This window comes from Paraburkholderia largidicola, assembly GCF_013426895.1.
GTDB classification, from domain to species: Bacteria; Pseudomonadota; Gammaproteobacteria; order Burkholderiales; family Burkholderiaceae; genus Paraburkholderia; species Paraburkholderia largidicola.
In genome coordinates this window covers 62706-87730 of the sequence record NZ_AP023176.1, presented here as the reverse complement: position 1 = coordinate 87730, position 25025 = coordinate 62706, and the positions used below count along the sequence as shown (strand labels likewise).

Below are 25025 nucleotides of genomic sequence, written 5' to 3'. Positions count from 1 at the left end.
ACTGCGCGGTCGCGGCGGGCATGCGCTGTCGCCGCGGCTAGATTCCCGTGAAGCGACATAGCGGCGTTGGGCTTGTGCGGTCAGCACGTGGACTTGCGATGATGTACGCACTTCACGAACGACGCGACAGCGTGCTCTCACGCGACCCACTTTCGAAACTGAATGTATGGTGAGGAAAGGAACTCGAAAGAAATGCGATCGATGTGTTGATCCACTCGACAAGAAGAAAAAGCGGATGCGGCTTGCGCTCGAAAAGCGATTGCCTCACCCTGTCGCGTGGTGCTTGTTAGCGACGAGTGCTTCAAGAGCAAGCCGGCTGCCGAGGTGTAACCAACGCCGCGCGGTCAACGAACTTACCTGACCAGCCACTCCGACGCGAGTCGATCACCGAATGTCCATTCACTTTTCTTGCACCCTGTGCGGCCGTTGCTGCCATGATTTGCGTCTGCCGCTCGACATCGACGAAGCGCTCACATGGCTTAGGCACGGCGGCGACGTGCAGTTGTTTTGCGACGCGATCGTCTGGCCGCAGGAGCCGCCCGAAAGCGATGCGCTCGCTCAACACCGGCGGCGTCGCTCGTTTGCCGCGTACAGCGGGACGCTGCCAATCCGCGTCACGGTGACGCTGGTCGCGGCGTTCGCGGGTGCGTGTCCAAACCTTCGGCCGGACATGACCTGCGGCGCCTACGATCGTCGCCCGCGGGTGTGCCGGATCTATCCAGCCGAAGTCAACCCGTTCTTGCCGCTCGATCCCGCCGCAAAGGCATGTCCGCCCGATGCGTGGTCCGACACCGGTCCGTTGCTGATGCAGACGGGCAAGATCATCGACGCCGAGACTGCCGCGCTCGTCGCGCAATCACGCGAATCCGATGAGCGCGACCGTTTCGCGAAGACGTACCTGTGCGCTCTGCTCGGGTATGACATCGCCGCCCTCGCGAACGAAGGCTTCGCTATCTATGCGCCGGAGCGCGTCCGTCTCGAAGCGTCGCTGCGAGCGGCACAGCGTGCAAGCACGCAGCTTGACGATCAGCAGCCGCATTCAACGCATCCGTGGCGCTTTATCACGAATCGCGCGAGCACGTCGTCGACATTGGCATCGATCGGTGCGATCGCCGGGCTGACCGGGCATGCCTCTGCCTCCGCACAATCGCCGGCATATCTGGGTTTCTTCGATGCCGAAGCCAGCGATAGCAGCCAGCCCCCTTCACCAGAAGCGCCGTGAACACGCCGCCTGTAACCTTGTCGCCCCGGCGAGCGAACTACTGATAACGTCGTCATCCGGAGTCAGGACATGTTCACCCGTTTTCTCGCTGTCGTTGGCGCCAGCGCTGCGGCGCTGCTCCCGTTGCAGACGTTCGCTGCCGCACCGCGTCCCGTCGTCGTCGAACTCTTCACGTCGCAAGGCTGTTCGTCGTGCCCGCCGGCCGACAGCTTTCTGTCCGAGTTGAGCGAGACACGCACGGATGTTCTGCCCCTTGCTTTTCACGTCACGTACTGGAATCAGCTCGGCTGGAAAGATCCGTATTCGTTCGATGCCGCCGATGCGCGTCAGGCGCAGTACGCACAGCGGTTCCATGACTTCGCTTACACGCCGGAAATAGTGATCGACGGCAAGGCCGCAATGGTTGGCTCGAATCGCAGCGCGGTCAATTCGGCCATCGGCCACGCGAAGTCCACAGACGCCATGGCCATTACGCTCGACGCCTCGCGCGGAGATGGGCGCGTTTCGGTGTCCATCGGCCCCGGCAACGGACAGGCACGCGTGCTGCTGGTCGGCTACGACGGACGCCACACCACTCCCGTCGGGCGCGGCGAGAACGCAGGCCATACGCTGACTGAATCGAACGTGGTGCGTAGCTTCGAGCCAATCGGCGAGTGGTCTGGCACAGCGCTCACGCTAAAGGCCAACGTCATCGCCGGGGAGCATCTGGCGGTGCTGCTCGAAGCGCCCGATGGCGCGATCGTCGGTGCCGCGCGCGTCGAGGATGCGCGTGCTGCGCCTGCACATTGAAAGCGGTGTACGGTCAGAAAGCAATCAACCGAAACCGCTCGTCGAGACGTACATTGTCGAAGCGATCGGTGGCTACTTCTCCAACGACTGAAGCAGCCTTGTGAGATTCTGTGGCTGTACCTTGATGATGCCGCCTCGCGGACTATCGATGTCCGCAATGAGCGTAAGTGACAATGCGACCGTCACCGGCAGGATCGTAATGAGGAAGCCCCATCGAAGACTCCCCTTCGCCCCGTAACCCTGTATTACGCAGCCGAACAACCCGATCAGGATCATCAGTGCCCATGCGCCAATGGGGATGTGATTGATCCGTGCCGCTTCGGAATAGTCCTGCGAATTGAGGACATCGTTCATACCCGTGGCAATGATGGCGGATATCGGCGTGGGCTTGTCCTTCGCAACCTGAGTCGCCAGTTGCCATAGCTGCGCCTGAAGATCCGCTGTCTCGCTGTTGATGCGTGTGAGTTCCACGGGGTCCCGCGTCCGAAAATCCGCCAGCCGCACTTTCACATAGCGAACCAGCAGGCTTTTCATCGCGGCACTTGTCTGGGCATCTGCGAGATCGGCTCGAACGTATTCGGTGCCTATTGCGTTCGCTTCGCCTTCCTCCAGATTCTTGCGCGTGTCATAGCGATTCACGGCCATTGAAAGGCTGAAGCCAATCAACAGTGCGAGCAAGGTGAGCGTCGACCCCTGGATCAGGTTGAAGTCTTCCCGGCCCCTGTCGTCGAGCACGACCATGCGCCTCAATATGAATGCGCCAAATGAGACTGCCGCGGCAAAGAGCACCAGCAGCACAATAAGCACGTAGGCCGGGTGGTCGATAAATGTTGCCATGCGATGCCTCCAGGACCTACACGCATTGTCTTGCGAGTTGCCGGAGCGCCGGCGCCGCGTGATCGTGAAAGCGGCGAATGCCGGAACACAGATAGTTCAGTCCCGGCTCGCCATCAGGGCTAAGCACGAAACGATTTTTCGGGCATTCTCCCCAGCACAGTTTCAAGTGCTTGCACTGGCGGCAATACGCAGGCAAAGACTCCCGCTTTGCGTAGCCGAAGCGTTGCTGCTGCGACGAGAAAGCCATGGTGCCGAGATGCGTATTGCGGATGTTTCCGAGCGACCAGGCCGGGTAGACGTAGTGGTCGCACGAATAGACCTCGCCGTCGTGTTCAATAGCGAGCGCCTTGCCGCAAAATTCTGCTGTCACGCACGTCTGGGCCGGTTGTCCCATGGTTTGCACCACTGCCGTTTCGAACAGGTTGACCAGCACGCGGCCAACGTCTTTTCTGTACCACTCGTCGAAGGTTCGCGACAGGAAGTACCCCCAGTCATCCGGATCGACCGACCAATCCGTGACGACCGAATCCTCGCTACCCGGCTTCGCGGCACGGCTTCCCAGCATCGGCATGTTGTCCTTCGGCCAATACTGCGGGGCGACAGTATGGAAGTCCTTGGGTTCGACACACGGGATAAACTGGATATAGGTGGAACCCAGTTCGTTGCGCAGGAAGCGATAGACGTCCAGCGGACGTTTCGCGTTCAACCGGTTCACCACCGTCAACGTGTTGAATTTGACGCCGTGCTTTTTCAACAGGTCGATGCCGCGCATCACCTTGTCGAAGGTCGGTTGACCCTTGCGATCGAGGCGAAACGCGTCATGCAATTCGCGCGGTCCGTCGATGCTGATACCCACCAGAAAATCGTTCTCTTTCAGAAACGCACACCATTCGTCATTCAGCAGCGTGCCGTTGGTCTGGAGATCGTTCGAGATCCGGCGGCCATCCGGTGCATAGCGTTTCTGGATCGCCACGATGTCGCGGAAGAACTCGATACCCAGCATCGTCGGTTCACCGCCCTGCCAGGAAAAGATAATTTCGGCACCGTTCTGCGCCTCGATGTACTGGCGAATGTAGCGCTCCAGCATCGATGTCTCCATGTGTCGACCGCGATGCTGATTGAGCAGATGTTCCTTGTGCAGGTAGTAGCAGTACGTGCAGTCGATGTTGCAGGTTGACCCGATGGGTTTCGCCATTGCGTGGAATCGCCCCTTGCGCTCAGGAGCGACGGGTTCCAGCGCACCCGGCCGTTCCTTGAAGAAGGACACCGGGTGCTCCACCGTATTGCCGCCGACATCGTGCATATCGACTCCTGTGTCGCCGTTGCAGTTGGGACGTTCGTCTTCAGCTCATCCCATCCGGCATGGCGCGTTATGACTTCGGGACGGGATAGATCGTCTTCCAGTCGTTTTTCATGCTCACGACAATCCATTTCCGCGCGATGGCTTCGTCCCACGCCTTGTCGAGTCTCGCGAGCGCTGATTGCCGGTCGTATGCAAACTCGCGCCCGGCGTCGTCGTGATGAACCAGCACGGCAAGCGTTTCGCCCGGCCCGCTCGCGGTGTATTCGAGCATCTCTCTGTCGCCGTCGGAGTTCCCGACCGCCATGATCGGGCGACGGCCGATCGCGCGGAATATGCCGACGGGCTTACCGGGACCATCATCGACAAAATCGAAACCAGGTTCGCGCATCAATGCAGGCTTGCCGTCACGCGTCATGTATTTGAGCTTTTCTTCGGTGCCCACCACGCGTTCCGGAGGAATGCCATATGCCTTGTCGACCCAAACGCGCATGAACTCCGCCGTGCCGCCGGACACGATCCAGATCTGAAAGCCATTCGAACGCAACAGATCGAGTAACTCCAGCTGAGGCTGATAGACGAGTTGCGTGTAAGGCCGCTGGAGCTTCGGATGCTTTGCCGTGGCAAGCCAGTCGCGTATGGACTGGTCATACTCGTCGGTGGTCATTCCACTATTCGCCACGGCAAGCAACTGCAGCAACGCTTTCTGGTTCTTCGCGAGCGCTGCGGTGTCGTTCGCAAGAAGCGCCCTGTACGCAGGATTCTTTTGCCACTCCGGGTGTTGAGGCGCGGCGGCCTTCAGCTGATCGATCATGAACAACAACTGGAACGGCATGGGTTGCTCGCTCCAGAGCGTGCCGTCGTTATCGAACACTGCGATGCGCGCTTCGGACGGGACATACGTGGATGCACCCTCGCGGGTAACGTCGGCGATGAATTTGAGGATCGCCGCTCGGGCGGCGCCATCCTGCCACGACGGGAGTACGGCTGCCGAAGGCTGGCTGGCAGCAAGCACGGGTTGCGCGCTCGCTGTCCCGGCAGTTGGGCCGCCGTGATCGGCGCAGGCGGCCAACGCGACACACGCGCTGACCAGCAGACCCGTCAGCCGACGCAAGGTCCGATATGAGCGCATATCGCGTTCGACAAAGCGCATTCTGATCCTCTCCCATCGCGATTGGTCGAGAAACGAGCGTCGAGACTTTCCGGCAACCGGATGAATCGGCTGCCGGGAGGTCTTCGGCTGTCAGTTTCCGGTCGGCATCGGGATGTTGAAGCCCTCCTTCTGCAGTTCGTCGCGGATATATTTGAACCGCTCGTACTGGCTGAGGGTGATCGGGCCCGCGTACGCTTCGCTTTGCGCCTTGCGCGGCGGATACTTGACATAGGACTGCATCAACTCTTTCACTGCGGCACCGAAGGTCGGAAGCGTCCAGGTGTGCTCCGTATAGTTGTTCATGAAGATGTCGTAGCGCTCCTGCGGATCCTGATACAGGTCGAACACCTGCGGAACCGTCGCCACGTATTTGTCGGGCCCCTTCCAGCCGAGGTTCGTGTCAACCGCGAGCGCGCCTGTCGGCGTTCCCGCATCGCCGCGCAGGTTGAACACAGCCTTGAACTGTCCGACGCGCACGGCACCCGGCGTCAGTTCGTTCTCGGTGAAATAGAACCATGCGTTGCGCTTGCTCTTTCCTGTGCCGAACAGCACAGGTGACATATCGAAGCTGTCGAAAACGATCGGCTTGCCATCACGGTCGTTTTTCGGCAGATCGACACCCGCCACCGCGGCAAACGTGGCCATGCAATCGAGACCGCCGAGGATGTCGAAGTTTCTCGAATGCGGTTTGATCTTTCCAGGCCACCACGCGATGGCCGGAACGCGAGCGCCGCCTTCGCGATCGGTACCCTTGGTGCCACGGAACGGCGTATAGCCCGCATCCGGATACACGTCCTGCCAGGCGCCGTTATCCGTCGTGAAGAACACCAGCGTGTTCTTGTCGAGCCCTTTCTCGCGCAGCTTGTCCATGATGTGCCCGACACGCGCGTCAAGCTCGACGAGCGAGTCCGCATACTTTGATTTCGACAGGGACTTGCCGACGTAGTCCGGATGCGGCAGGTTCGGCTGGTGAACCTTCATGAAGTTCACGTTGATAAAGAAGGGCTGGCCGCGCTGCGCAGCATCGTCGATATCGTCGAGTGCTGCCTTCTCGATGTACGCATCGACATACGGAATACCGACAATGCCCTTGTCCGGCTCGTTCTGATACTGGCCGTTCACCTTGAAATCTTCGTGGGCCTTTTCGCCCGCCTTGCCCGAGAGCATGCCTCTCGTCACTTTGGCGAACATGTCCCGGGTCTGCTGATCCATGTCTGGAAACCATTTTGGATCGGCATACGTATAGGCGTTCAGGTGATACAGGCCGACGTACTTCATGTCGTCGTAACCCTGCGCATTCGGCAGCGCATAGTCGGCCTCACCGAGGTGCCATTTGCCCGTGAAATAGGTGTTGTAGTGCGCCAGTTTCAACACCGACGCGAGGGTCCATTCCGCGTGCGGCAGCCCGCCGCCCTGGCCCTGGAACGCAACCGTGGTCATGCCGCTGCGATTGGGGTTACGACCCGTCTGCAGTGCGGCACGGCCCGGTGTACAGCTTGGCTGGCCGTAGAAGTCATAGAAGGTCATACCTTCGTCGGCGAGTCTGTCCAGGTTCGGGGTGGGAATTCCCCGGCCTTCTCCACCGCCGTATGCACCGAGGTCGCCCCATCCGACATCGTCTCCGACGATCAGCACGATGTTGGGCTTCGACGGCTGCTGCGAGTCCGTCTGCGCGTGTCCGTTGATCGCAACACTCAACAGGCCGGCCGCCAGAAGCGCGAATGGCGCGCGCGCGACAGGTGCGGCCAGTCCTGCAAGGCAGCTCGCAAGTTGCATGGCTTTCCCCTAAACGTCGTTCACTGATGCGTTGGGTGGACCGTCTTACGACCCAAAAATGGCGTCGGAGCCCCTCGCTTCGCCGGGGCGCAGAGCAAGCTTAGTCACGAAGCGTTTAATCGGATATTGGACTTTGGTCCAATAGACTGTTCCAACGTAGGCGAATGGACGCTCCGCTATCAGCTTGCCGACCAGGCGCGTGCCGTTATGAACATTTGCGCTTTGTTCAGAGGAATTAGCGATCAGACTTGCAATCGCGCTGCATGCGATGGGAGCGCAACGCCGCCCCCAGCATCCAGCTGTCGAATCACTCCACCCTACGCATAGCGCAACCGCACTCCTTCGAAGCGCTCAACCGCCTCCCGTTCGCCATCGTCAGCGAGCCCCATCGCGAGTTCCTCCACACGCGCCGCCGCCGACACCACGCGATCGATCTTCCCGACACCTTGCCCCGCATACAACGACAGTTTCTGCGCCATTCGCGGCTTGTCGATCACGCGCGCGCCGCCGCCGATATGCCGCAACAGATTCCACTTGTCGCGGTTCGGGATGACACGGTGCGGCGTGCCGTATTTCCAGCCGAACGAATACCCCGTACGGTATTCGGTGTCGTCGACCGTCGCATCTACGATCTTCTGCTTGTAAAGCGGATGCGCGTTCGACTCGTCACACGCAACGAACGCCGTGCCGCATAGCACGCCACGCGCGCCCATGTTCATCACGGTGCGAACATCGTCGCGATTCGTGATCCCGCCTGCGGCGAGGACAGGACGGCCATCCGCCGCGGAGATCAGCGACGGCAGCAGCGAAAGCAATCCAATCGTGCCGCGGTTCAGATGCCCGCCACTCTCGCTGCCTTGCGCGGTGATGATATCGGCACCCTGGGCGATAGCCCTGCGCGCGAGTTCGACGGAACCGACCTGCACCATGACCACCATTCCCGCGTCTTTTGCGCGCGAGATCATATGCGGATAGTTCTCCGCATAGAACAGCGACAGCATCCTGGGCTTTTCCTGCAACACCACCTGGAACTGCGCCTCGAATACGTCCGGGCCGCCAAACGAAGGAACGAGATTGACGCCGAACGGTTTGTCAGTGAGTTCTTTCGTTTCCCGGATCCATCGCCGCAACGCAAGCGGTGCGAGACGCAATCCGCCTACGGTTCCCATCCCGCCCGCATTGGCGACGGCCGCAACGAGCTTCGGCCCGGAGATCGCGGCCATGCCGGCGAGGAAGATCGGATATCGGACGCCGCAAAGCTTCGTGACGGCGTTGCCACCAAACTCAAAACCTGTTGTGCTCATGATTCAAAGCTCCACGCGTTTGCCAAGCATGCGTTTCAACGCATCGTTCTTCAACACGAAATGATTCTTGCAGGCACCGAAGATATGCAGCGCGAGGCCGAGCACGAACGGCGTTGCGCCAATCCTGAAGAGAACCTCGAAGACCTGCGCGGCCTGCGGGTTCGGATGCATCGGAGACGGAATGATCCATCCGCCGGGCAATTCGACAAGTTGGCCAGCCGCCGATTTCGCCAGCCACGCGGCGACAGGCAGCAGCACCATCGCCAGCGCCAGCGCGGTCGCAACCGACCGGCTCACGATCACCTCGACAGGATTCGGTGTGCCGAGCGGCAGCGGATGCCACGACGTCACGCGCGCCCAGAACCGATAGACCGAGATCGGAAACAGGATCGCGCCGAGCAGATTCAAAACCCTCGCTAGCTCGACATTGGGCGAAGCGACAAGCGCGATCTCGATTCCGATGATCGAGAGCACCAGCGCCGCGACGATCCAGTGCAGCGCGATCGTGACGGGCGAAAAACCCAGGCCGTTATCGCGCCACTGAAAGTGAGCGTGCGCGGGAACATCGTGTGTGGATGACATAGGCGAGTTCGACATTTTCATTCCCTATCGATTGCTGCGGTTCTCTAGTGACTGGCGGCACGCGACGAACCGATGCCCGTCTGTGCGCGAACGAATTGCTCGTCGAATTGCTCGCGTTCGTTCGCCGCTCGCGCGCCCTGATCGGTGACCGATCCGATCCATGTGAAGAAGAAGGCGATCGTCATCGAAATGATGGCGGGGTAGTCGTACGGAAAGATGGGCGTCGCGTGTCCGAGCACCTTGACCCACACGGCGGGCGACAGCACGACCAGACCCACCGCGCTGACGAGCCCCGCAATGCCGCCCATCAGCGCGCCGCGCGTCGTCAGGCCTTTCCAGTAGATCGCGAGCGTGAGGATCGGGAAATTCACCGACGCGGCCACGCTGAATGTCAGCGCCACGAGGAACGCGACGTTCTGATCCTTGAACACGATGCCGAGCACGATTGCCACGCACGCGATCGCAATCGATGCGATTCTCGACACGCGTTTCTCCTTCACGTGATCGGCGCGATTGCGCTTGATCACCATCGCGTAGAGATCGTGCGAAATGGCCGATGTGCCCGCCATCGTGAGACCCGCCACGACGGCGAGGATCGTGGCAAAGGCGACGGCGGACAGGAAGCCCAGCACGAGGTCTCCACCCATTGCCTTCGCCAGATGCATGACGGGCATGTTGCCGCCGCCGATCAGCTTGCCGCCGACCACGCCGCCCTCGTAGAACATCGGATTGCGGCCCACGATGACAATCGCGGCCGTGCCGAGCACCATCACGATCAGGAAGAAGTACCCGATAAAGCCCGTCGCGACGAACACGGATTTGCGCGCCGCCTTTGCATCCGGCACCGTGAAGAAGCGCATCAGGATATGCGGCAGACCCGACGTGCCGAACACCAGTCCCACCGACAACGACAGCATCGCAAACGGATCGGCGACGAGCTTGCTCGGCAACATGATGCCGGCGCCGCTCTTATGCGTGGCGATCGCTTGCGCGAACATGTCGTCGATCGAAAAGCCGAAGTGCCTCAGCGCGAGAACCGCAAGCAGCGTCGCGCCGAACAGCATGAGCACGGCCTTGATGATCTGCACCCACGTTGTCGCGACCATGCCGCCGAAGGTCACATACACCGCCATCAGCGCGCCGACCACGACGACCGCATAGTTGTATTGAAGTCCGAACAGCAACTGGATCAGTTGACCGGCGCCCACCATCTGCACGACGAGATAGAAACACACGACCGTCAGCGAGCCGAATGCCATCAGCGTGCGTATTCTCTGCTGGTCGAGTCTGAACGATGCGATGTCGGCGATCGTGACCTGCCCCAGATTTCTGATGCGCTCGGCGAACAGGAACATCAGCAACGGCCACGCGACGAAGAAGCTCACCGCGTAGAGCATGCCGTCGTAGCCGTTGAAGAAGATCATGCTCGTCACACCGAGCAGCGCGGCCGCCGACATATAGTCGCCCGCCAGCGCGAGTCCATTCTGAAAACCGGAAATGCCGCCGCCCGCGTTGTAGAAGTCCTTCATCGACTTGGTCTTCGACGCGGCCCAATACGTGATGCCGAGCGTCGCAACGACGAACGCGAGGAACATGACGATGGCCGTCGTGTTGAGCGGCTGCTTCTGTGCTTTTTCGAGCACTTCCGCTGCGGCCATTGCGTCGCAGGCAATGAACGCGGCGAGCATGCCGCCGATGAGTTTGACGCCTCGTTTCATTGCGCATCTCCCGCCAGGACCTGAGCGGTCAACGCGTCGAACTCGCCGTTTGCGCGTCGAATATAGATGCCCGTCAGGATCCACGTGCCGACGATCAGCGCGACGCCCACGGGCCAGCCAATCGTCATGACACTGCCCGGAAACAGCTTCAGCGCGAGCACTTTCGGCGCGAAGCCTGCGATCAGCACAAAGGCGTAGTAAGGCAGCAAGGTGCCGAAGGTAAGCAATGCGACGAGCCTGCGCCGCCGCGCGACGAGTCGTACGAACGCCGGCGACAACCGGACGTTGTGAAGTGCAGTCGTTTGGACCACGATGTCTCCTGTATTTCGTTTCGAAGTAGGCGCATTTCGGGGGCTACCCGACACGCTCTTCTGTTTTCCTCAACGATAGGAGCGACGATGGATCAAGTAAAATGATGATTGATGATGCGTACCATCATCGTGAGTGAAACAGAGTTTTTCACGCGCTTCCCTGCTGTCCATCTCTATTGACGCCGTGTATCAAGTGTTGTTAGCGGCGCTATGTTTTTCCCGTCGACGCATATCCGTAATCTGACGTCACTGGAGGAACATCATGGACATGCCAATCGCTTTTCCCCAACCGCAAGTCGAGCGCGCTCCGTTCCCTTTGCAAGGTCATCGCGGTTACGACCGCGTCTTCCGGCGCGACGCGCTCACGGTCGGGCTGATCCTGCCGCTCGAAACACACGCCGCCTCGCCGCATCCGTCGATGGCCGACCATCTGCAGATGGCGCAACGTGCCGAACAGGCCGGCGTCGCCGCGTTATGGGCGCGCGATATCCCGTTCTACGATCCGCAGTACGGCGATTCCGGGCAGATCTTCGAACCGCTGATCTACATCGGGCATCTCGCCACCGCGACCGAGCGCATCACGCTCGGCACGACGGGCATCGTGTTGCCGATGCGCGAGCCGCTGATGCTCGCGAAGCAGATCAACTCGCTCGACCGGCTGACGGGCGGACGCATTGTGATAGGGATGTCGTCGGGTGATCGGCCTTCCGAATATCCTGTGTTCGGAATCGACTTCGAGAGTCGTGGGGAGCGTTTTCGCGACGCGTATGGCGTGTATCGCAGCGTGAGCGAGCAGAACTTCCCGCGCTTCGAATCCGAGCGTTTCGGTCGAGGAGATGGTTCGTTGACCATGCTACCGAAGCCTGTGTTCGGGAGGGTGCCGACTATTGCGGTCGGGCGCTCGCAACAGAAGCTTGGCTGGATCGCCGGCAATATGGACGGGTATCTCGGGTTCGTGCCGGAACCTGCGAAGTTGCAATCGTTCGCCGATGAGTGGAGAGAGACGAATCGTCAGACGAACCCTGATGGCGAGGCGAAGCCGCTAGCGTTTGGTGGGTTTTTGTATCTGCATCCGCGGCGGGATTTTCCGTTCAAGCGGATCGGTGGCGGGTTTGCGATTGGGAGCCGCGCGCTGCGGGATTATCTCGATCTGGCGCGGGAGCAGGGGGTGTCGCATGTTGCGTTGAACCCTCGTGTGACGCCGCGGGATTATCGGCAGATACTGGATGAATTGCAGGAGGATGTGCTTGGGGAGTTTGCGGCTAATGAGTAGGTTGGTGTTTCGGCCTTCGCGCTGGCATCCGCGGGTGAGCCTTCGTGGCGCGGGCGTTGCCGGTCGGTATTTTTGGTCTTTGCGCTGGCATCCGCGTTTTGTTACTGGTGCTTTAAGCGTCGCCCCTGTGCGGGGCGGCACCTACTTTTCTTTGCCGCCGCAAAGAAAAGTAGGCAAAAGAAAGCGGCTAACACCGCCTGTTCTTGTGTTTGCCTGAGGGCCCCCAACCGGTCCTACACTTCACACGGCAGCATTTCTGTTTGCGTGCGTTGCCAACGCTCCGAACAGAAGCCTCACCCGCTTCAGACACCCACACAAGGGCCGACGGTAGCGAATGGTTGCTGCCGCCCAGGTGGCAAACGGTGTGTAGGTTGTCATGACGTACAGGTTAATGCTCTTGCCAGAAACACCAATCTTGCTACCCAGTCCAGAGTGATGCGCGTAGGGCGCGAAAGCCGACACACAGTTTGCCACCTGGGCGGCCGTGGACTGTATAGCACGGCGTGCTGTAACGCGGGAGCGTGAAGCGGGTGAGGCGCACCGCAAGAGCGCTGGCAACGAGCGTCGGTCACGTTGTTGCCGTGTGAAGCGTAAGACCCTGTGGGGGCCCTCAGGCAATCACAAGAACTGGCGGTGTGAGCCGCTTTCTTTTGCCTACTTTTCTTTGCGGCGGCAAAGAAAAGTAGGTGCCGCCCCGCACAGGGGCAACGCTAGCGAACCAGAAGCAAATCGCGGATGCCAGCGAAAAACCCAGAACACCGACCAGCAACGCCCGCGCCGCGGAGGCTCAAACCGGATGCCAGCAAAAAACCAAAAACCCGCCCCAGCGTCGCAGACAAAAGAACCCCATTTATTCCTCCCAATCACAACAGTTTGTCCAACCCGGGTGTTCGCAACAACGCCGAGGAAGCCTAGATTTACGACCTAACGGCACTGTCAATTCCGACACACAGCCGAACAACGTTTCGAGGTCCATCATGAGCAATTCGCAAAAAGTCGCAATCGTCACAGGTGCATCGCAAGGCATTGGCGCCGAGATCGTCAAGGGCTTCCGTGAGCGCGGTTATCGCGTCGTCGCTGTCGCACGTTCGATCAAGCAGTCGGACGATCCGAACGTCGTGGCGATCGCCGGCGACATCGGTGACCGCGCAGTCGCGCAGCGCGCCGTTTCGGAAGCAGTGGCACGCTTCGGCCGTGTCGACACGCTGATCAACAACGCAGGCATCTTCATCGCCAAGCCGTTCACGCAATACACGGCCGAAGACTACGCTGCCGTGCTGAACGTGAATGTGAACGGCTTCTTCCACATCACGCAGCTCGCCATCGCCGAGATGGAAAAGAACAACAGCGGCCACGTCCTGCAGATCACGACGAGCCTCGTCGATCACGCGATCTCGGGCGTGCCGTCGGTACTCGCATCGCTGACCAAGGGTGGCCTGAACGCCGCAACGAAGTCGCTCGCCATCGAATACGCGAAGTCGGGCATCCGCGCGAACGCCGTTTCACCCGGCATCATCAAGTCGCCGATGCACGCGCCGGAAACCCACGAAGCGCTGGGCTCGCTGCATCCTGTCGGCCATATGGGCGAGATGAGCGACATCGTCAATGCGGTGCTGTATCTCGATTCAGCGCCGTTCGTCACGGGCGAGATCCTGCACGTCGACGGCGGCCAGAGCGCAGGTCACTAAGCTGCCACCCGGCACGGCGAGGCGTCGGAAACGACGCCTGTCCCACACGACATTACGGAGATTCTGATGCCTATCGTGACGATTCAGGTTACGCGCGAAGGGAACACGCCCGGCACGAGCGCAGTGACGCCGGAAGAGAAGGCCCAACTCATCAAGGGAACGAGCGAGCTGCTGTTGAAGGTGCTGAACAAGCCGCTGGAAGCAACGTTCGTCGTTATTCAGGAAGTCGAGAAGGAGAATTGGGGATGGGGTGGGTTGCCGGTTGATGAGTATCGTCGGCTGAGAGCCAGTAAGAACGATTAAACGCGGGGATTTCGTGGTCGCGCATTCGCGGCGCAGGCGGTTTGGTTTTGGTTTGGTTTGGTTTGCTCGTGATTTCGCTCGCATCCGCGTTTTGTTAGCGTGCTTCACGCGTCGCCCCTGTGCGGGGCGGCACCTACTTTTCTTTGCCGCCGCAAAGAAAAGTAGGCAAAAGAAAGCGGCTCACACCGCCAGCCCTTGTTCTTGTCCACGGGCCCCCAACGTCCCCAACCTTCACACGGCAGCATTTCTGTTCGCGTGCGTCGCCAACGCTTCGAATGAGCGCCTCACCCGCGTTGAATCCCCGTACCTGGGCCAGCGGCAGCGAATGGCATATGCCGCCCAGGTGGCAAACTGTGTGTAGGTTGTCGCGCCGTCCAGGGTGGTGCTCTTTCAGCGTGGAACGCGTGCGCCATCGGTTCGAAGTGAGGCGTGCGGAGCACTACGGCCTACACACAGTTTGCCACCTGGGCGGCGGTGGACTGTGTGGCGCGGCATGCTGCGACGCGCGCAGATGAAGCGGGTGAGGCGCACTGCAAGAGCGCTGGCAACGGACGTCGGTCACGTGGTTGCCGTGTGAAGTGTAAGAACCTTCGGGGGCCCTCAGGCAAATACTAGAACTGGCGGTGTGAGCCGCTTTCTTTTGCCTACTTTTCTTTGCGGCGGCAAAGAAAAGTAGGTGCCGCCCCGCACAGGGGCAACGCATGCGAACCAATAACATCACGCGGATGCCAGCACAAAAACCAAAACACCGACCAGCAACGCCCGCACCGCGAAGCCACCCACACCCCTTCACGGCTCCCGCCGAGCCTTCCCCCGCTGCCGTTCGAGAATATGACTCACCGACTCCTCCCTACGCCCCGGCACGACTTCAATCCGTGCGCCAGCCTGAATAAACCCCGTCTGCTGAACGCTCAGATACACCCCAGCAAACCCACTCAGATACATATGCTTGACAGCTTTCCTGTATCCCATCGCGGCATTGAGCTTGAAACACGGACTACGCGGCGCCTCCACCCGTAACCGGACCTGATCGATCACGAGCATATCGCCCACCCAAAGATCCGACTCCAGCAAACCCTGCGTCGTCAGATTCTCGCCCAGCATGCCGAATGCCAATGGCTCTCCCGCATCGGGCAAATCCGCTTCGATGCGCCGCTGTCGCCACCACGCATAGTGTTCGAACGGGTAGAGATAAACGGCCTTGTCGAGGCCCCCGTGAACGCTCAGGTCCGCCTGCTCGTCGCCCACGAGCCCGAGCTTCTTCACCTCGACCACCGCGCCTTCGCTCGCGCTGCTCACCGAGCGCTTGCGGATCGCCGACTCGACAGTCAGACCTTCGGACGCAAGCCCGACGTCGAGCGGCTGGCACACGCCGATGTTGATCGAAAGCAGCCTCGCATCGGTCGCCCGCGCGGTGCTGTCGGTTTCTGTATGCGTTGTCGGTTCATCCATCGGAGGCCATTGCTAATATGAATTGTGTCAGCGCGCGAACCGCTGCAATCGACGGATCGCTTCGTCGAGTTCCGTCTCGAGCCGCGCGACGAGTTCCGCCGCAGGCATCGAACGCGCCAGCGCCGCCGCCTGGCCGGCCCATTGCGCGCCAAAGCCGAACTCGCCCTGCGCTTTCGCGGCTGCGTGCAGCGCCTTGCCTGCATCATAGGTGACGGGGTAATCGGGTGTCGCGGGACGATCCCCAGCGCGGCCCAGTTCCGTAAAGCGGTTGACCATGCTGCGCGCCTGACGGCCCGAAATCGCCGACGTCATCGTCGTGTGAAGCGCGGCATCGCCGAGAATCGCGCGACGGTAGCCGTCGTCGATCGACGTCTCCGGGCACGGCACGAATGCCGTTCCGAGCTGCGCGGCCTGCGCGCCGAGCGCGAGCGCCGCGGCAATGCCCGCGCCGTCCATGATGCCGCCCGCCGCAATGACGGGCAGATCGAATTTCTCCACGAAAAGCCGGGTGAGCGCGAACGTGCCGAGGCCTTCATCGAAGGCTTGCGTGTCGAACATGCCGCGATGGCCGCCCGCTTCGATGCCCTGCGCAACGATCGCATCGACACCCGCATTGACCACCTGCTGCGCTTCGTCCAGATTCGTCGCCGACGCCAGTAGCGTGATGCCTGCATCCTTCAGCGCCTTGATGACTTCTTTCGACGGCAAGCCGAAATGAAAACTCACGACGGCCGGCTTTTCCTCGACGAACACGTCGAGCATCGCCTTGTCTTCGACAAAGCTCGTGTAGATTTCGGCGAGTTTTTCAGGTGCGCTTGCGCCGTACTTCGCGAATTGCGGCGCGAGCCACGTCAGCCATTCCTGTTCGACTTTTGCATTGGCCGTCGCGGGCACGTGGCAGAAGACGTTGATGTTGAACGGCGCGCTCGTCAACGCGCGCGTGTCGCGGATCGTCTTGCGCGCCGCCTCGGCTTTCATCGCGCCCACGCCGAGCGAGCCGAGGCCGCCCGCATTCGATACGGCGGCCGCCAGCGCCGGCGTGCTGACGCCTGCCATCGGCGCCTGGATGATTGGCTTGCTGATGCCCAGCAAACTCAACAGCGGCTTGCCTTCGGAACGAGTGCTCATGTCATGTCCTCATCAAACGGTTGGCGCATGGACGCGGCTCGCAAACGGAAGCTGGACGAGCGGTCAACAACCGCCTCCCCCAAATTGCAAACGCTCTCACCATGCAATCTATACCCCAGATCATCTTTTTCAGCGGACGATGGGTCAACCATTACGCGGGCAATTCACTCTTGAGTGCTGGGAACAGGTGAAAGGCGCGGCGAAACTCCGCGCCCATCCACGCATCAGCGGGGCAACGGCTCGCTGGCGAACGCGTTCAGCTCGCGCACGAGGCTCGACGCCGCCAGCCGCACCAGTTCGCCGCCTTTTTCCGGCGATGCCTGTGCCGGGTCCGAGCCCATGCGGCCATCCGGGTAGCGCGCGCGGAAATCCAGCGCTTCGCGGATCGGGCCGGACGGCGCGATCTTCGGCGAGTAGTCGGCGGATTTGATTGCGTCCGGGAAAGCCCACTGCGTGATCGCGATCTCGGACGGCGTAGCGTGAACGCCGTGTCCTTCGGGGAACTGCTTGCGTGCGAGTTCGCCGACGCCTTCCAGATCCCACCAGTTGCACAGCTTCATCGCGAAACCTGCATGACGCTTCGCGAAGCTCGCTTCGACATAGACCTCGGAAAACGCCGCCTCGATCGACGCGATGTTGCCGCCGTGGCCGTTCAGAAACAGGATCTTCTCGAAGCCGTGGGTCGCCAGCGAGCGAATCCAGTCGCCGATCGCAGCGATGAACGTGGACGGCCGCAGCGAAATCGTCCCCGGAAAGCCGAGGTGATGCTGCGCCATGCCGATGTTGAAGGTCGGCGCGACGAGGATATCGGCCGACTTTTCCGCTTCACGCGCGATGATCTCCGGGCACAGCCAGTCGGTGCCGAGCAAACCCGTCGGACCATGCTGCTCGTTCGATCCGATGGGAACGACGACTGCGCGGCTACGTTTCAGGTATTGCTCGATCTCGGCCCAAGTCGAAAGATGTAAAAGCATTGACACTCCTGTTTTTTCCGCCTCGCGCCGCACGCGGCGTGGCTCGTTGATCGTGGGGAAATCCGGGGTCCGCTGCCGCAGGCTCGAGCGGCAAACCCTGATCCGCACAAGCGTACAGGCAAATCGGCGCCCTCACCAACAGCAACAAGGTTCACGACTCGTTGTCCGCAAGGCAACGACATGTCGCGCGACGACTGTTGACCAGCGCGCCCAAATGCAGCGTATCGATTCCACAACGGAAAGATGCCACGAACGCGCGCAATGGCGCTGCTTCCGTGACATATACGTCGCACGCGATTTGATCGCACAGGATTGACACAGCGAGAACTCCGCGTATGATTCGACTCGCCCGCTTTAATCGCATGCGATCTATATCGCGCCCCACTTCCAGTCAGGAGACAAGATTGACCACCACGACCGTCCACTCCGACACAAAGGCCGACGCCCAGACCCACAAGACACCCGTCAGCCAGCTTCACGTCGATTCCTATACCAACGGCATTCTCGGCCCGAGTCAGGCAATGCTGGGACCGCTTGCCGACGGCGGCACGTTGTTCGCAGGCACGCCGCCCGGATGCTGGGGCCCGATGATCACGCCCGCGTTCCAGGGCGGCCATGAAGTCACGCAGCCCGTCGCCATCGAAGGCGCGGAGGTCGGCGATGCTGTCGCGCTGAAAATCCAGCGCATGCGCGTGACGTCGCATGCGACGTCGTCCGGCGTGATGCAATTCGTCGAAGGCCGTTATCACGGCGATCCGTTCGTCGCCAAGTTCTGCTCGTCGTGCGGCACCGAGCACCCGGCCAGCCATGTCGAAGGCATCGGCCCCGAGGCGATTCGCTGCGACCATTGCGGCGCCGAAGTCAGCGCGTTCCAGTTCAAACACGGCTACGTCATCGTGCTCGATCAGGACAACGGCGTCAGCCTCACGGTGAACCAGGAAGTCGGCGACCGGCTCGCGGGCAAGGCATCGGCGATGTCCGCGCTGCCCGAACTCGCTGCGCAACATTCGATCCTGTCGCTGGCGCGCGCCGACATGCCCGGCCTCGCCGCGCATATGCGGCCGTTCCTCGGCAACATCGGCACGACGCCGTCGCGCGATCTGCCCGACTCGCACAACTGCGCGGACTTCGGACAATATCTGGTCGGCGCGCCGCACCGCTTCAACATGACGACGGAAGAACTGCACAGCGCGAAGACCGACGGACACATGGACACGAACTCGGTGCGCGAAGGCTGCATTCTGATTTGCCCCGTGAAAGTGCCAGGCGCAGGCGTCTATCTCGGCGACATGCACGCGCAACAGGGCAACGGCGAGATCGCCGGGCATGCAACGGATGTATCGGGCGAAACCGAACTCAGCGTCGAAGTCATCAAGCACCTGACGATCGAAGGACCGATCCTGCTGCAGAACCTCGACGACCTGCCGCCGATGGCGCGCCCGATGAGCGCCGAACAGCGTCAGAAAGTCGCCGAACTCGGCGCGCGTTATGGGCAGCACGAGATCGAACAGAATGGGCCCGTGACGTTCATCGGCAGCGGCATCAACCTCAATGCCGCGACCGAAAACGGACTGCGCCGCGCCGCCGCCGTCACCGGTCTGAGCTACGAGGAAGTGCTCAATCGCGCGACGATCGCCGGCTCGATCGAGATCAGCCGCCTGCCCGGCACGGTGCGTGTGACCCTCCTCTGCCCGCTGGAAATTCTCGACAGGATCGGCATTGGGCATCTGGTCCGTGAGAAGTATCAGTTGGCTTGAGACCTGCTATCCTCTGCGGACACGCGGCGCGGCACCCTGCGCCGCCTCGCGTTGTTCGTCCTGAGAGCATGCAACGCGAACGATATCCGCCGACCACGGAAAGGACATGCAGCGTCAATTCGAAGACCTACTTCTTGGCAGCATCGAACTGTTCTGTTTCGCCGCCGAACTGGAAAGCTTCACGTTGGCGGCGACAGCTGCAAGCGTGACGCCCGCGGCCGTGAGCCGGTCGGTTGCGCGCCTGGAGGAACGGCTCGGCGTGCGGCTTTTCGTGCGCACGACACGGCAGATCCGGCTCACCGACGCAGGAAGCCGTTACTTCGAGCAATGCCGTCAGGCGCTCGCCCAGCTCGCCGACGCCGAGCGCGAAGCGACGGGGCAGCAGAGCACGCCGTCGGGCGTGCTGCGCATCAGCATGCCGACGCCGTACAGCCACTATCGCGTACTGCCGCTGCTCGCGGCATTTCGCAAGCTCTATCCCGACGTCACGGTCGAAACACACCTGAGCAACCGCAACATCGATTTCGCCGATGAAGGCTTCGACCTCGCCATCCGGGGCCGCGCGCCGGACGACTCCGGCCTGATCGCGCGCAAGCTCGAAGACGCCGAACTGGTGGTGGTCGCTTCGCCCGCCTATCTGAAATCGGCGGCCAGGCTGGAAACGCCCGACGATCTCATTCACCACGAATGCATCCAGTTCGCGCTGCCGAGCACGGGACGCAACATTCCCTGGCTGTTCCAGAACGAAGGCGAAGAGATCGAAATGATGACGCGCGGCGGCAACAGCACGTCGGGCGACGTGCTCGCAGGCGCCACGCTCGCGCGACACGATGCGGGGCTTTTCCAGACCTATCGATTCGTCGTCGAAAAAGACCTGAAGGACGGCACGTTGCGCGAAGTGCTCACGCCGTACGGCGGCCGCACAAGGCCCTTCGTGCTGCTGTATCCGCATGCGCGGCATCTGTCGTCGCGCGTGCGCGCCTTCGTCGACTTCCTCGTCGACAAACTCAGAGCCTGAACGCTCGCTCCCGATCTCCTCTCTTTTTCAAACATGCTGCCGAACGTCGATTCGATTGTCGCCCGTCTGCGGCTCAAGCAACTGCGTCTGCTGATCGCACTCGACGAACACGGCTCGCTGCATCGCGCCGCCGATCAGATGGCGCTCACGCAACCGGGCGCGACCAAGGCGCTGCGCGAGATCGAAGCGACCTTCGGCGCGACGCTCTTCACGCGCTCGCAACAAGGCATCCAGCCCAACGAATTGGGGCGCTGCGTGATCCGTTATGCGCGGCTGATTCATATGGACGTCGCGCATCTGCGCGAAGAGATGGAAGGCATCCTGCAAGGCTCGGGCGGCCGGCTCGCGGTCGGCGCGATCACGGGCGCCGTGTCGGGCGTGCTGGTCGACGCGTTGACGCGGCTGCGCGAGCGGCAGCCGACGTTGACCGTCGAAGTCGTCGAAGACACCAGCGCGCGGCTGCTGGCGCTGCTCGATCAGGGGCGGCTCGATCTCGCGATCTGCCGTACGACCGTCGCGCAACAGCCCGATCACTACGACTACGTCGAACTGAGCGACGAGCCGCTGGCGATCGTCGCGAGCCCGCTGCATCGGCTGGCCAAAGCGCGCAAAGTGAAGCTCGCCGATCTCGCGAAGAGCCGCTGGATCGTCTATCCGAGCATCATGCCGTTGCGCGGCCTGTTCGAGCGCGAATTCAAGGAAGCGGGGCTCTCGGTGCCGTCCCATCCCATCGAAACCGCATCGACGATCACTACCGTGCTGATGTTGCAGCGCGACCCGACACTGGTTTCGCTGATGCCGCGCGACATGGCGGCGCTGCTTGCCGATCACGGCCTGGCGCGGCCACTGGCAATCGAAGTCCGCTCGCGCACCGAGCCATACGGCATCGTGACGCGGCGCGGCTCCGTGCTGTCCCCGGCCGCGCGGCTGATGATCGACGAACTGACGTAGCGCGCGCTGGCGGCACCGCCTTGCGTTGCCGTCATTGCGTGACTAATATCCAGTCATGGCGCGAACTCGCGCATCGTGCGCGAACGACACGCCGAGATCAGACCGGCAGCCCGTCGCAGATGAAATCGTACGTCGTACTGCTCGCAGTATGGATGGCCGCGTTCGGCACAGCCGGGATCTATTCGGCTTACGCGGACGGCCCGGTCATCATCGCGCTCGCCAATCCGCTCTCCAATCCGTCTTCCGACTTCGACTCACCCGCGTTCGAATCCGATCATCACGACCGGCACCGGTCGAGCACGCCGTCGCCCGCCATCATCCACGGTCCGTCGTATCTTTCCGCGTTGCGCGAATACGATGTGCGTTCGCTAACGCGCAGGTTCTCATACGGCTCGCCGGTGGATTTCAAGCTGAACAACCACGGCGATTGAACCGCGTCTCGTCAGCGCACAACGGGCGTTTGCCCGTCGACCTGCTGCAACGACACGCCGACGACATGCTCATGCCAGACGCCGCACTGCGCGATCACGGGCAACCACGACTGCCGGTTGCGAACGCGTGCGAACGCGCGCATCGACACGGTCGATTCGACCGTCTGCGAGCCGTTGTTGCCGGAAAAGAGACCGCCCTCTTCATTGACCTTGGCCTTCAGCACGCGACGGTCCGGCGCGAGGAACATGTCATAACGTGAGGTAGTGCGAATCCAGCGGTCGAGCTCGGCGATGCAGTTGATGACGGTGGGACGGACGTGAAGACGCGCGAGGTATGCGTAGTCGTCGGGCACGTCGGTCTGGGATTGCGAAAACGCGCTGGTGCAGAACCAGACGAGGCTGAAGACGCCCAATAGGGCTGTGATGCTTTTCATTAGGAAGCGGTGCCCGGAAGTGCAGATGTGTTGCAAACGTTCAAGGCGCGAGAGTATACCCGCTTCGCCGGATGGCCATCGTTTGCGTCGTCTGTGGACTTCGTGCAGCGCTTCGTCAATGCACGCGATCAGAATTCGACCAGCGCGAAATCTTCCTTGCCGACATCGCACAGCGGGCAGCGCCAGTCTTCCGGCACATCGGCCCATCGTGTGCCGGGCGCAATGCCTTCTTCCGGCAGGCCGGCTGCTTCGTCGTAGACCCAGCCGCAGATCACGCAGACCCACTGCTTGAAGTCATCGGCGGATGTCGGGCTTTGCGTGGCGGCATTCGACCCCGTCGATTCCGCATCGCCCGCGCTCGCGGTCTTGTCGAGCGAGACGACGAGCGGCGCGGGCCGCGCGTCGGCTGGCGTGTCGAGATAGCGTTGCAGCGCCTGATGAAGCTCGACGGCTTCGGCATGATTCAGATCGATCCAGAACGGATCGCCCGCGCCATCGTTCAGGCGATCGGGCGAAAACTGGAGTTCGACGGCAGTGGCTTTCGTGTACATGTGAAGTGATAGCTGGACGAGCGCATGCTGTTGCCGCTCGCCGCGCTTAGAAAAAGTGACGCAGCAGCGCGCTGCACAGCGCGGCAGCGATACCGACCAGACCGAGGGTTTCGAGAAGCGTCAGCGAACGGCGAGCGTTGGCACGATTAGGTGTCGACATGGGCTTGAACGGAAAAATTGACGGATCGACCGGTGCGTTGCATCCGGTCCGAAAAAATACGAGCCCGGATTTTAAACGCTCATTCGCCCGGTAGCTTTCTTTTCGCTGTCGGCTTGCACGGATCGAGGTGTTGCATGCGGGAAGATTGACTTGCGTTGCGAGCCTGAATTATCGCTCGTGCGGAGGCCGTCATTAACGCTTCGTGGTTGATAGAGTCTTTCGCCGTCGGCGGGTTATTGGTGTCGGCGATCGACCGGGCGTTTGCATGCACTGCCCGATAACGAGCGCCCACGACGCGCCGCGGGCGCCTATGTGGCCCCACAGCGCGCGGTGCAAATCGACAGTCGATCTGCGACAGATGCAAGCGAGGCGCCGCCGCTTCACTGACCGACAGGCGCGCAGTCGCCGCGGCTTTGGCAATTGCTTTGCCGCATCGCTTCCTGCGGATCGTTGCCCGTATCATGCACGCGGTAGTCGGCGCGATAGTAGTCGGCGTTCTGATCGATCTTCGCAAACGACGCCAAAGGCGTGGCAAGCCCCGCCAAACCCGCGACAGCAAGAACAAACGCAAGGGTCTTCATTGTTCACCTCCTTGTTTGATCGTTGCGACAACAATCGACTGCGAGCGAGGCACGACGGTTTGCAAACGTCAACGGCAGTCGCGATCCGATTCGTCAGCCGTTTGCGTGCGACGCACTAACCGGCCTCATCGAAAAGCATAGTCGCTGGCTCGCGCCGTTGTTAGTTTTGGTGAGGCGTAGCCAACATTCACGCCGCCTTCGTTTTTCCCGTGGGCGTCAACACCTGCACGAGCCCGTCCGTATCCTTGACGATCAGCGCCATCACGAGGTCGATGCCTGGCGCGGGCGTCGGGTGAGCGCTATCCACACGCTCGTTGATCCGCTTGAGTAAGGGATCGAGCGTTTTGCGCGCGTCCTGCAACTTCGGCGTGTTCAGCGGAATCGCCCCGACTGCATCGGCGAGCTGCGACAACGCGCGCGGCACCGCCGACCACGCCTGATCGAGATGCGGCACTTCGTCGCCCACGCATGTGTGCACGAGCGCCTGGCCGAACACCAGCACGTCGCGGTGCAAGCGGCTCAGAAACGGCGGCACCTTGTCGATCGCGTCGGCACTGCCGCGCAGGATCGGCACGAACACATGCTCGCGCCCCGCCTCTTGCAGCGCGTCCGCAAGCGCCGTTTGCGCCGCAAGGCTGCGTTGCTCGAGACGCTGCATCTGCGCATCGTCCCGCGAGAACGCGAGCTTGTGCTCGATCATCTGTGCAAGCGCTTCCAGACAGTCGCGCGCATTCCGATGCGCGCCTTTCAACGCGCGGTTCGGCCACATCACCGTCGCGACGAAGGCCGCCGCCGCGCCGATCAAAATTTCCGCCACGCGATGCGCTGGCCGCACGAACGCCGAGCCGCCATCGCCCGGCACGAGCACCACGATCACCAGCGTCACGCACGCGAGCCGCAAGCCGGGCCGCGCGGCGGCGAGCGCCGCCAACGGCAGCAGCGCGACGGAGAACACCGTCAATGGCTCGATGCCGCGATCCATCACGACCAGCCCGATCCCACCCACGATCCCACCGATGCACGCGCCGATGATCTGGTCACGCGCAGTCGTGATGGCCTGCGTCAGACTGGGTTGCGTCACGACGATCATCGTCGTGATCAATGCCCAATAGCCTTCGGGCAATCCCGCCAGCCTCGCCGCGCCGTAGCTGAGCACGCAGCCCGTCAGCGTGCGTCCGAAGCGGCGCGCTTCGGGCGCGCGTATCAAGTTCGTAAGCCAGTCCTGCTGTTGAACGGTCATTCGGGTGTTTCCATCAAAACGCATGAACATTGGGCGGGGCGACTGCAATTTCCGCTCGTTGGGGAACATGCCTTGCGTCCGTGACTCCCTTG

At 61.5% G+C, this 25025-nt stretch carries 24 protein-coding genes; 9 read left to right on the top strand and 15 right to left on the bottom strand.

Translation table 11 applies throughout. From position 1 onward, the window contains the following. Window positions 1-391: 391 nt before the first annotated feature. Window positions 392-1222 carry a YkgJ family cysteine cluster protein gene (locus PPGU16_RS29205; protein ID WP_180726240.1) on the top strand — a complete coding sequence of 277 codons (831 nt, stop codon included), beginning with the start codon at window positions 392-394 and terminating at the stop codon, window positions 1220-1222. A gap of 69 nt (window positions 1223-1291) precedes the next feature. Then, complete coding sequence (locus PPGU16_RS29200; protein ID WP_180726239.1) at window positions 1292-2011, top strand: DUF1223 domain-containing protein; 720 nt, start codon at window positions 1292-1294, stop codon at window positions 2009-2011. Between the two features lie 72 nt (window positions 2012-2083). On the opposite strand, the gene PPGU16_RS29195 is transcribed toward PPGU16_RS29200, so the two are convergent. From PPGU16_RS29195 to PPGU16_RS29160, 8 genes are all read right to left on the bottom strand, one after another. Next, on the bottom strand, window positions 2084-2848 hold the full coding sequence (locus PPGU16_RS29195) for a bestrophin-like domain (RefSeq protein WP_180726238.1): 765 nt from the start codon (window positions 2846-2848) through the stop codon (window positions 2084-2086). Window positions 2849-2864: 16 nt separating this feature from the next. Continuing rightward, window positions 2865-4151: an anaerobic sulfatase maturase gene (locus PPGU16_RS29190; RefSeq protein ID WP_180726237.1), complete on the bottom strand. Its 1287-nt coding sequence runs from the start codon at window positions 4149-4151 to the stop codon at window positions 2865-2867. A 67-nt stretch (window positions 4152-4218) separates the two neighbouring features. Further along, window positions 4219-5301 carry an HAD family hydrolase gene (locus PPGU16_RS29185; protein ID WP_180726236.1) on the bottom strand — a complete coding sequence of 361 codons (1083 nt, stop codon included), beginning with the start codon at window positions 5299-5301 and terminating at the stop codon, window positions 4219-4221. 90 nt (window positions 5302-5391) lie between these two features. Then, on the bottom strand, window positions 5392-7077 hold the full coding sequence (locus PPGU16_RS29180; RefSeq protein ID WP_180726235.1) for an arylsulfatase: 1686 nt from the start codon (window positions 7075-7077) through the stop codon (window positions 5392-5394). Window positions 7078-7394: 317 nt separating this feature from the next. Continuing rightward, on the bottom strand, window positions 7395-8381 hold the full coding sequence (locus tag PPGU16_RS29175) for an NAD(P)H-dependent flavin oxidoreductase (RefSeq protein ID WP_180726234.1): 987 nt from the start codon (window positions 8379-8381) through the stop codon (window positions 7395-7397). A 3-nt stretch (window positions 8382-8384) separates the two neighbouring features. Then, entirely contained in the window at window positions 8385-8963 is a 579-nt protein-coding gene (locus PPGU16_RS29170) for a cytochrome b (RefSeq protein ID WP_180726233.1), read from the bottom strand. 44 nt (window positions 8964-9007) lie between these two features. Beyond that, window positions 9008-10681 carry a cation acetate symporter gene (locus PPGU16_RS29165; RefSeq protein WP_180726232.1) on the bottom strand — a complete coding sequence of 558 codons (1674 nt, stop codon included), beginning with the start codon at window positions 10679-10681 and terminating at the stop codon, window positions 9008-9010. Continuing rightward, window positions 10678-10992 (bottom strand): DUF485 domain-containing protein, encoded by a 315-nt coding sequence (locus tag PPGU16_RS29160; RefSeq protein ID WP_180726231.1) that lies wholly within the window; start codon window positions 10990-10992, stop codon window positions 10678-10680. The genes PPGU16_RS29165 and PPGU16_RS29160 overlap by 4 nt, the downstream gene beginning before the upstream one ends. 262 nt (window positions 10993-11254) lie before the next feature. Here PPGU16_RS29160 and PPGU16_RS29155 point away from each other — a divergent pair, with 262 nt between their 5' ends. From PPGU16_RS29155 to PPGU16_RS29145, 3 genes are all read left to right on the top strand, one after another. Beyond that, complete coding sequence (locus PPGU16_RS29155) at window positions 11255-12265, top strand: TIGR03571 family LLM class oxidoreductase (protein ID WP_180726230.1); 1011 nt, start codon at window positions 11255-11257, stop codon at window positions 12263-12265. A gap of 977 nt (window positions 12266-13242) precedes the next feature. Further along, window positions 13243-13953: an SDR family NAD(P)-dependent oxidoreductase gene (locus PPGU16_RS29150; protein ID WP_180726229.1), complete on the top strand. Its 711-nt coding sequence runs from the start codon at window positions 13243-13245 to the stop codon at window positions 13951-13953. A gap of 66 nt (window positions 13954-14019) precedes the next feature. After that, complete coding sequence (locus tag PPGU16_RS29145; protein WP_180726228.1) at window positions 14020-14256, top strand: tautomerase family protein; 237 nt, start codon at window positions 14020-14022, stop codon at window positions 14254-14256. Between the two features lie 789 nt (window positions 14257-15045). On the opposite strand, the gene PPGU16_RS29140 is transcribed toward PPGU16_RS29145, so the two are convergent. From PPGU16_RS29140 to PPGU16_RS29130, 3 genes are all read right to left on the bottom strand, one after another. Continuing rightward, on the bottom strand, window positions 15046-15708 hold the full coding sequence (locus PPGU16_RS29140) for an MOSC domain-containing protein (RefSeq protein WP_180726227.1): 663 nt from the start codon (window positions 15706-15708) through the stop codon (window positions 15046-15048). A gap of 27 nt (window positions 15709-15735) precedes the next feature. Then, the gene (locus PPGU16_RS29135) at window positions 15736-16836 is read right to left on the bottom strand and encodes an NAD(P)H-dependent flavin oxidoreductase (protein WP_180726226.1); all 1101 of its coding nucleotides are present in this window, start codon (window positions 16834-16836) and stop codon (window positions 15736-15738) included. A 224-nt stretch (window positions 16837-17060) separates the two neighbouring features. After that, the gene (locus PPGU16_RS29130) at window positions 17061-17810 is read right to left on the bottom strand and encodes a creatininase family protein (RefSeq protein WP_180726225.1); all 750 of its coding nucleotides are present in this window, start codon (window positions 17808-17810) and stop codon (window positions 17061-17063) included. Window positions 17811-18214: 404 nt separating this feature from the next. Here PPGU16_RS29130 and PPGU16_RS29125 point away from each other — a divergent pair, with 404 nt between their 5' ends. The 4 genes from PPGU16_RS29125 (at window position 18215) to PPGU16_RS29110 (ending at window position 21967) form a co-directional block, all read left to right on the top strand. Continuing rightward, window positions 18215-19567, top strand: a complete 1353-nt coding sequence (locus PPGU16_RS29125; RefSeq protein WP_180726224.1) for an acetamidase/formamidase family protein — start codon at window positions 18215-18217, stop codon at window positions 19565-19567. Window positions 19568-19673: 106 nt separating this feature from the next. Beyond that, window positions 19674-20585, top strand: a complete 912-nt coding sequence (locus PPGU16_RS29120; protein WP_180726223.1) for a LysR family transcriptional regulator — start codon at window positions 19674-19676, stop codon at window positions 20583-20585. A 33-nt stretch (window positions 20586-20618) separates the two neighbouring features. Beyond that, on the top strand, window positions 20619-21536 hold the full coding sequence (locus PPGU16_RS29115; protein ID WP_180726222.1) for a LysR family transcriptional regulator: 918 nt from the start codon (window positions 20619-20621) through the stop codon (window positions 21534-21536). Between the two features lie 119 nt (window positions 21537-21655). Beyond that, window positions 21656-21967 (top strand): hypothetical protein, encoded by a 312-nt coding sequence (locus PPGU16_RS29110; protein WP_180726221.1) that lies wholly within the window; start codon window positions 21656-21658, stop codon window positions 21965-21967. 11 nt (window positions 21968-21978) lie between these two features. On the opposite strand, the gene PPGU16_RS29105 is transcribed toward PPGU16_RS29110, so the two are convergent. The 4 genes from PPGU16_RS29105 to PPGU16_RS29090 form a co-directional block, all read right to left on the bottom strand. Further along, entirely contained in the window at window positions 21979-22401 is a 423-nt protein-coding gene (locus PPGU16_RS29105; RefSeq protein ID WP_180726220.1) for a BspC domain-containing protein, read from the bottom strand. Between the two features lie 128 nt (window positions 22402-22529). After that, complete coding sequence (locus tag PPGU16_RS42730; RefSeq protein WP_243460714.1) at window positions 22530-22952, bottom strand: rubredoxin; 423 nt, start codon at window positions 22950-22952, stop codon at window positions 22530-22532. 540 nt (window positions 22953-23492) lie between these two features. Continuing rightward, the gene (locus PPGU16_RS29095) at window positions 23493-23693 is read right to left on the bottom strand and encodes a hypothetical protein (protein WP_180726219.1); all 201 of its coding nucleotides are present in this window, start codon (window positions 23691-23693) and stop codon (window positions 23493-23495) included. 187 nt (window positions 23694-23880) lie between these two features. Continuing rightward, window positions 23881-24933: an FUSC family protein gene (locus PPGU16_RS29090; RefSeq protein WP_180726218.1), complete on the bottom strand. Its 1053-nt coding sequence runs from the start codon at window positions 24931-24933 to the stop codon at window positions 23881-23883. Window positions 24934-25025: the final 92 nt, after the last annotated feature.

Coding starts and splice junctions, on each gene's coding strand:
- PPGU16_RS29205 (WP_180726240.1), top strand. CDS start 392: ATGTCCATTCACTTTTCTTGCACCCTGTGCGGCCGTTGCTGCCATGAT.
- PPGU16_RS29200 (WP_180726239.1), top strand. CDS start 1,292: ATGTTCACCCGTTTTCTCGCTGTCGTTGGCGCCAGCGCTGCGGCGCTG.
- PPGU16_RS29195 (WP_180726238.1), bottom strand. CDS start 2,848: ATGGCAACATTTATCGACCACCCGGCCTACGTGCTTATTGTGCTGCTG.
- PPGU16_RS29190 (WP_180726237.1), bottom strand. CDS start 4,151: ATGCACGATGTCGGCGGCAATACGGTGGAGCACCCGGTGTCCTTCTTC.
- PPGU16_RS29185 (WP_180726236.1), bottom strand. CDS start 5,301: ATGCGCTTTGTCGAACGCGATATGCGCTCATATCGGACCTTGCGTCGG.
- PPGU16_RS29180 (WP_180726235.1), bottom strand. CDS start 7,077: ATGCAACTTGCGAGCTGCCTTGCAGGACTGGCCGCACCTGTCGCGCGC.
- PPGU16_RS29175 (WP_180726234.1), bottom strand. CDS start 8,381: ATGAGCACAACAGGTTTTGAGTTTGGTGGCAACGCCGTCACGAAGCTT.
- PPGU16_RS29170 (WP_180726233.1), bottom strand. CDS start 8,963: ATGTCATCCACACACGATGTTCCCGCGCACGCTCACTTTCAGTGGCGC.
- PPGU16_RS29165 (WP_180726232.1), bottom strand. CDS start 10,681: ATGAAACGAGGCGTCAAACTCATCGGCGGCATGCTCGCCGCGTTCATT.
- PPGU16_RS29155 (WP_180726230.1), top strand. CDS start 11,255: ATGGACATGCCAATCGCTTTTCCCCAACCGCAAGTCGAGCGCGCTCCG.
- PPGU16_RS29150 (WP_180726229.1), top strand. CDS start 13,243: ATGAGCAATTCGCAAAAAGTCGCAATCGTCACAGGTGCATCGCAAGGC.
- PPGU16_RS29145 (WP_180726228.1), top strand. CDS start 14,020: ATGCCTATCGTGACGATTCAGGTTACGCGCGAAGGGAACACGCCCGGC.
- PPGU16_RS29140 (WP_180726227.1), bottom strand. CDS start 15,708: ATGGATGAACCGACAACGCATACAGAAACCGACAGCACCGCGCGGGCG.
- PPGU16_RS29135 (WP_180726226.1), bottom strand. CDS start 16,836: ATGAGCACTCGTTCCGAAGGCAAGCCGCTGTTGAGTTTGCTGGGCATC.
- PPGU16_RS29130 (WP_180726225.1), bottom strand. CDS start 17,810: ATGCTTTTACATCTTTCGACTTGGGCCGAGATCGAGCAATACCTGAAA.
- PPGU16_RS29120 (WP_180726223.1), top strand. CDS start 19,674: ATGCAGCGTCAATTCGAAGACCTACTTCTTGGCAGCATCGAACTGTTC.
- PPGU16_RS29115 (WP_180726222.1), top strand. CDS start 20,619: ATGCTGCCGAACGTCGATTCGATTGTCGCCCGTCTGCGGCTCAAGCAA.
- PPGU16_RS29110 (WP_180726221.1), top strand. CDS start 21,656: ATGAAATCGTACGTCGTACTGCTCGCAGTATGGATGGCCGCGTTCGGC.
- PPGU16_RS29105 (WP_180726220.1), bottom strand. CDS start 22,401: ATGAAAAGCATCACAGCCCTATTGGGCGTCTTCAGCCTCGTCTGGTTC.
- PPGU16_RS42730 (WP_243460714.1), bottom strand. CDS start 22,952: ATGTACACGAAAGCCACTGCCGTCGAACTCCAGTTTTCGCCCGATCGC.
- PPGU16_RS29095 (WP_180726219.1), bottom strand. CDS start 23,693: ATGAAGACCCTTGCGTTTGTTCTTGCTGTCGCGGGTTTGGCGGGGCTT.
- PPGU16_RS29090 (WP_180726218.1), bottom strand. CDS start 24,933: ATGACCGTTCAACAGCAGGACTGGCTTACGAACTTGATACGCGCGCCC.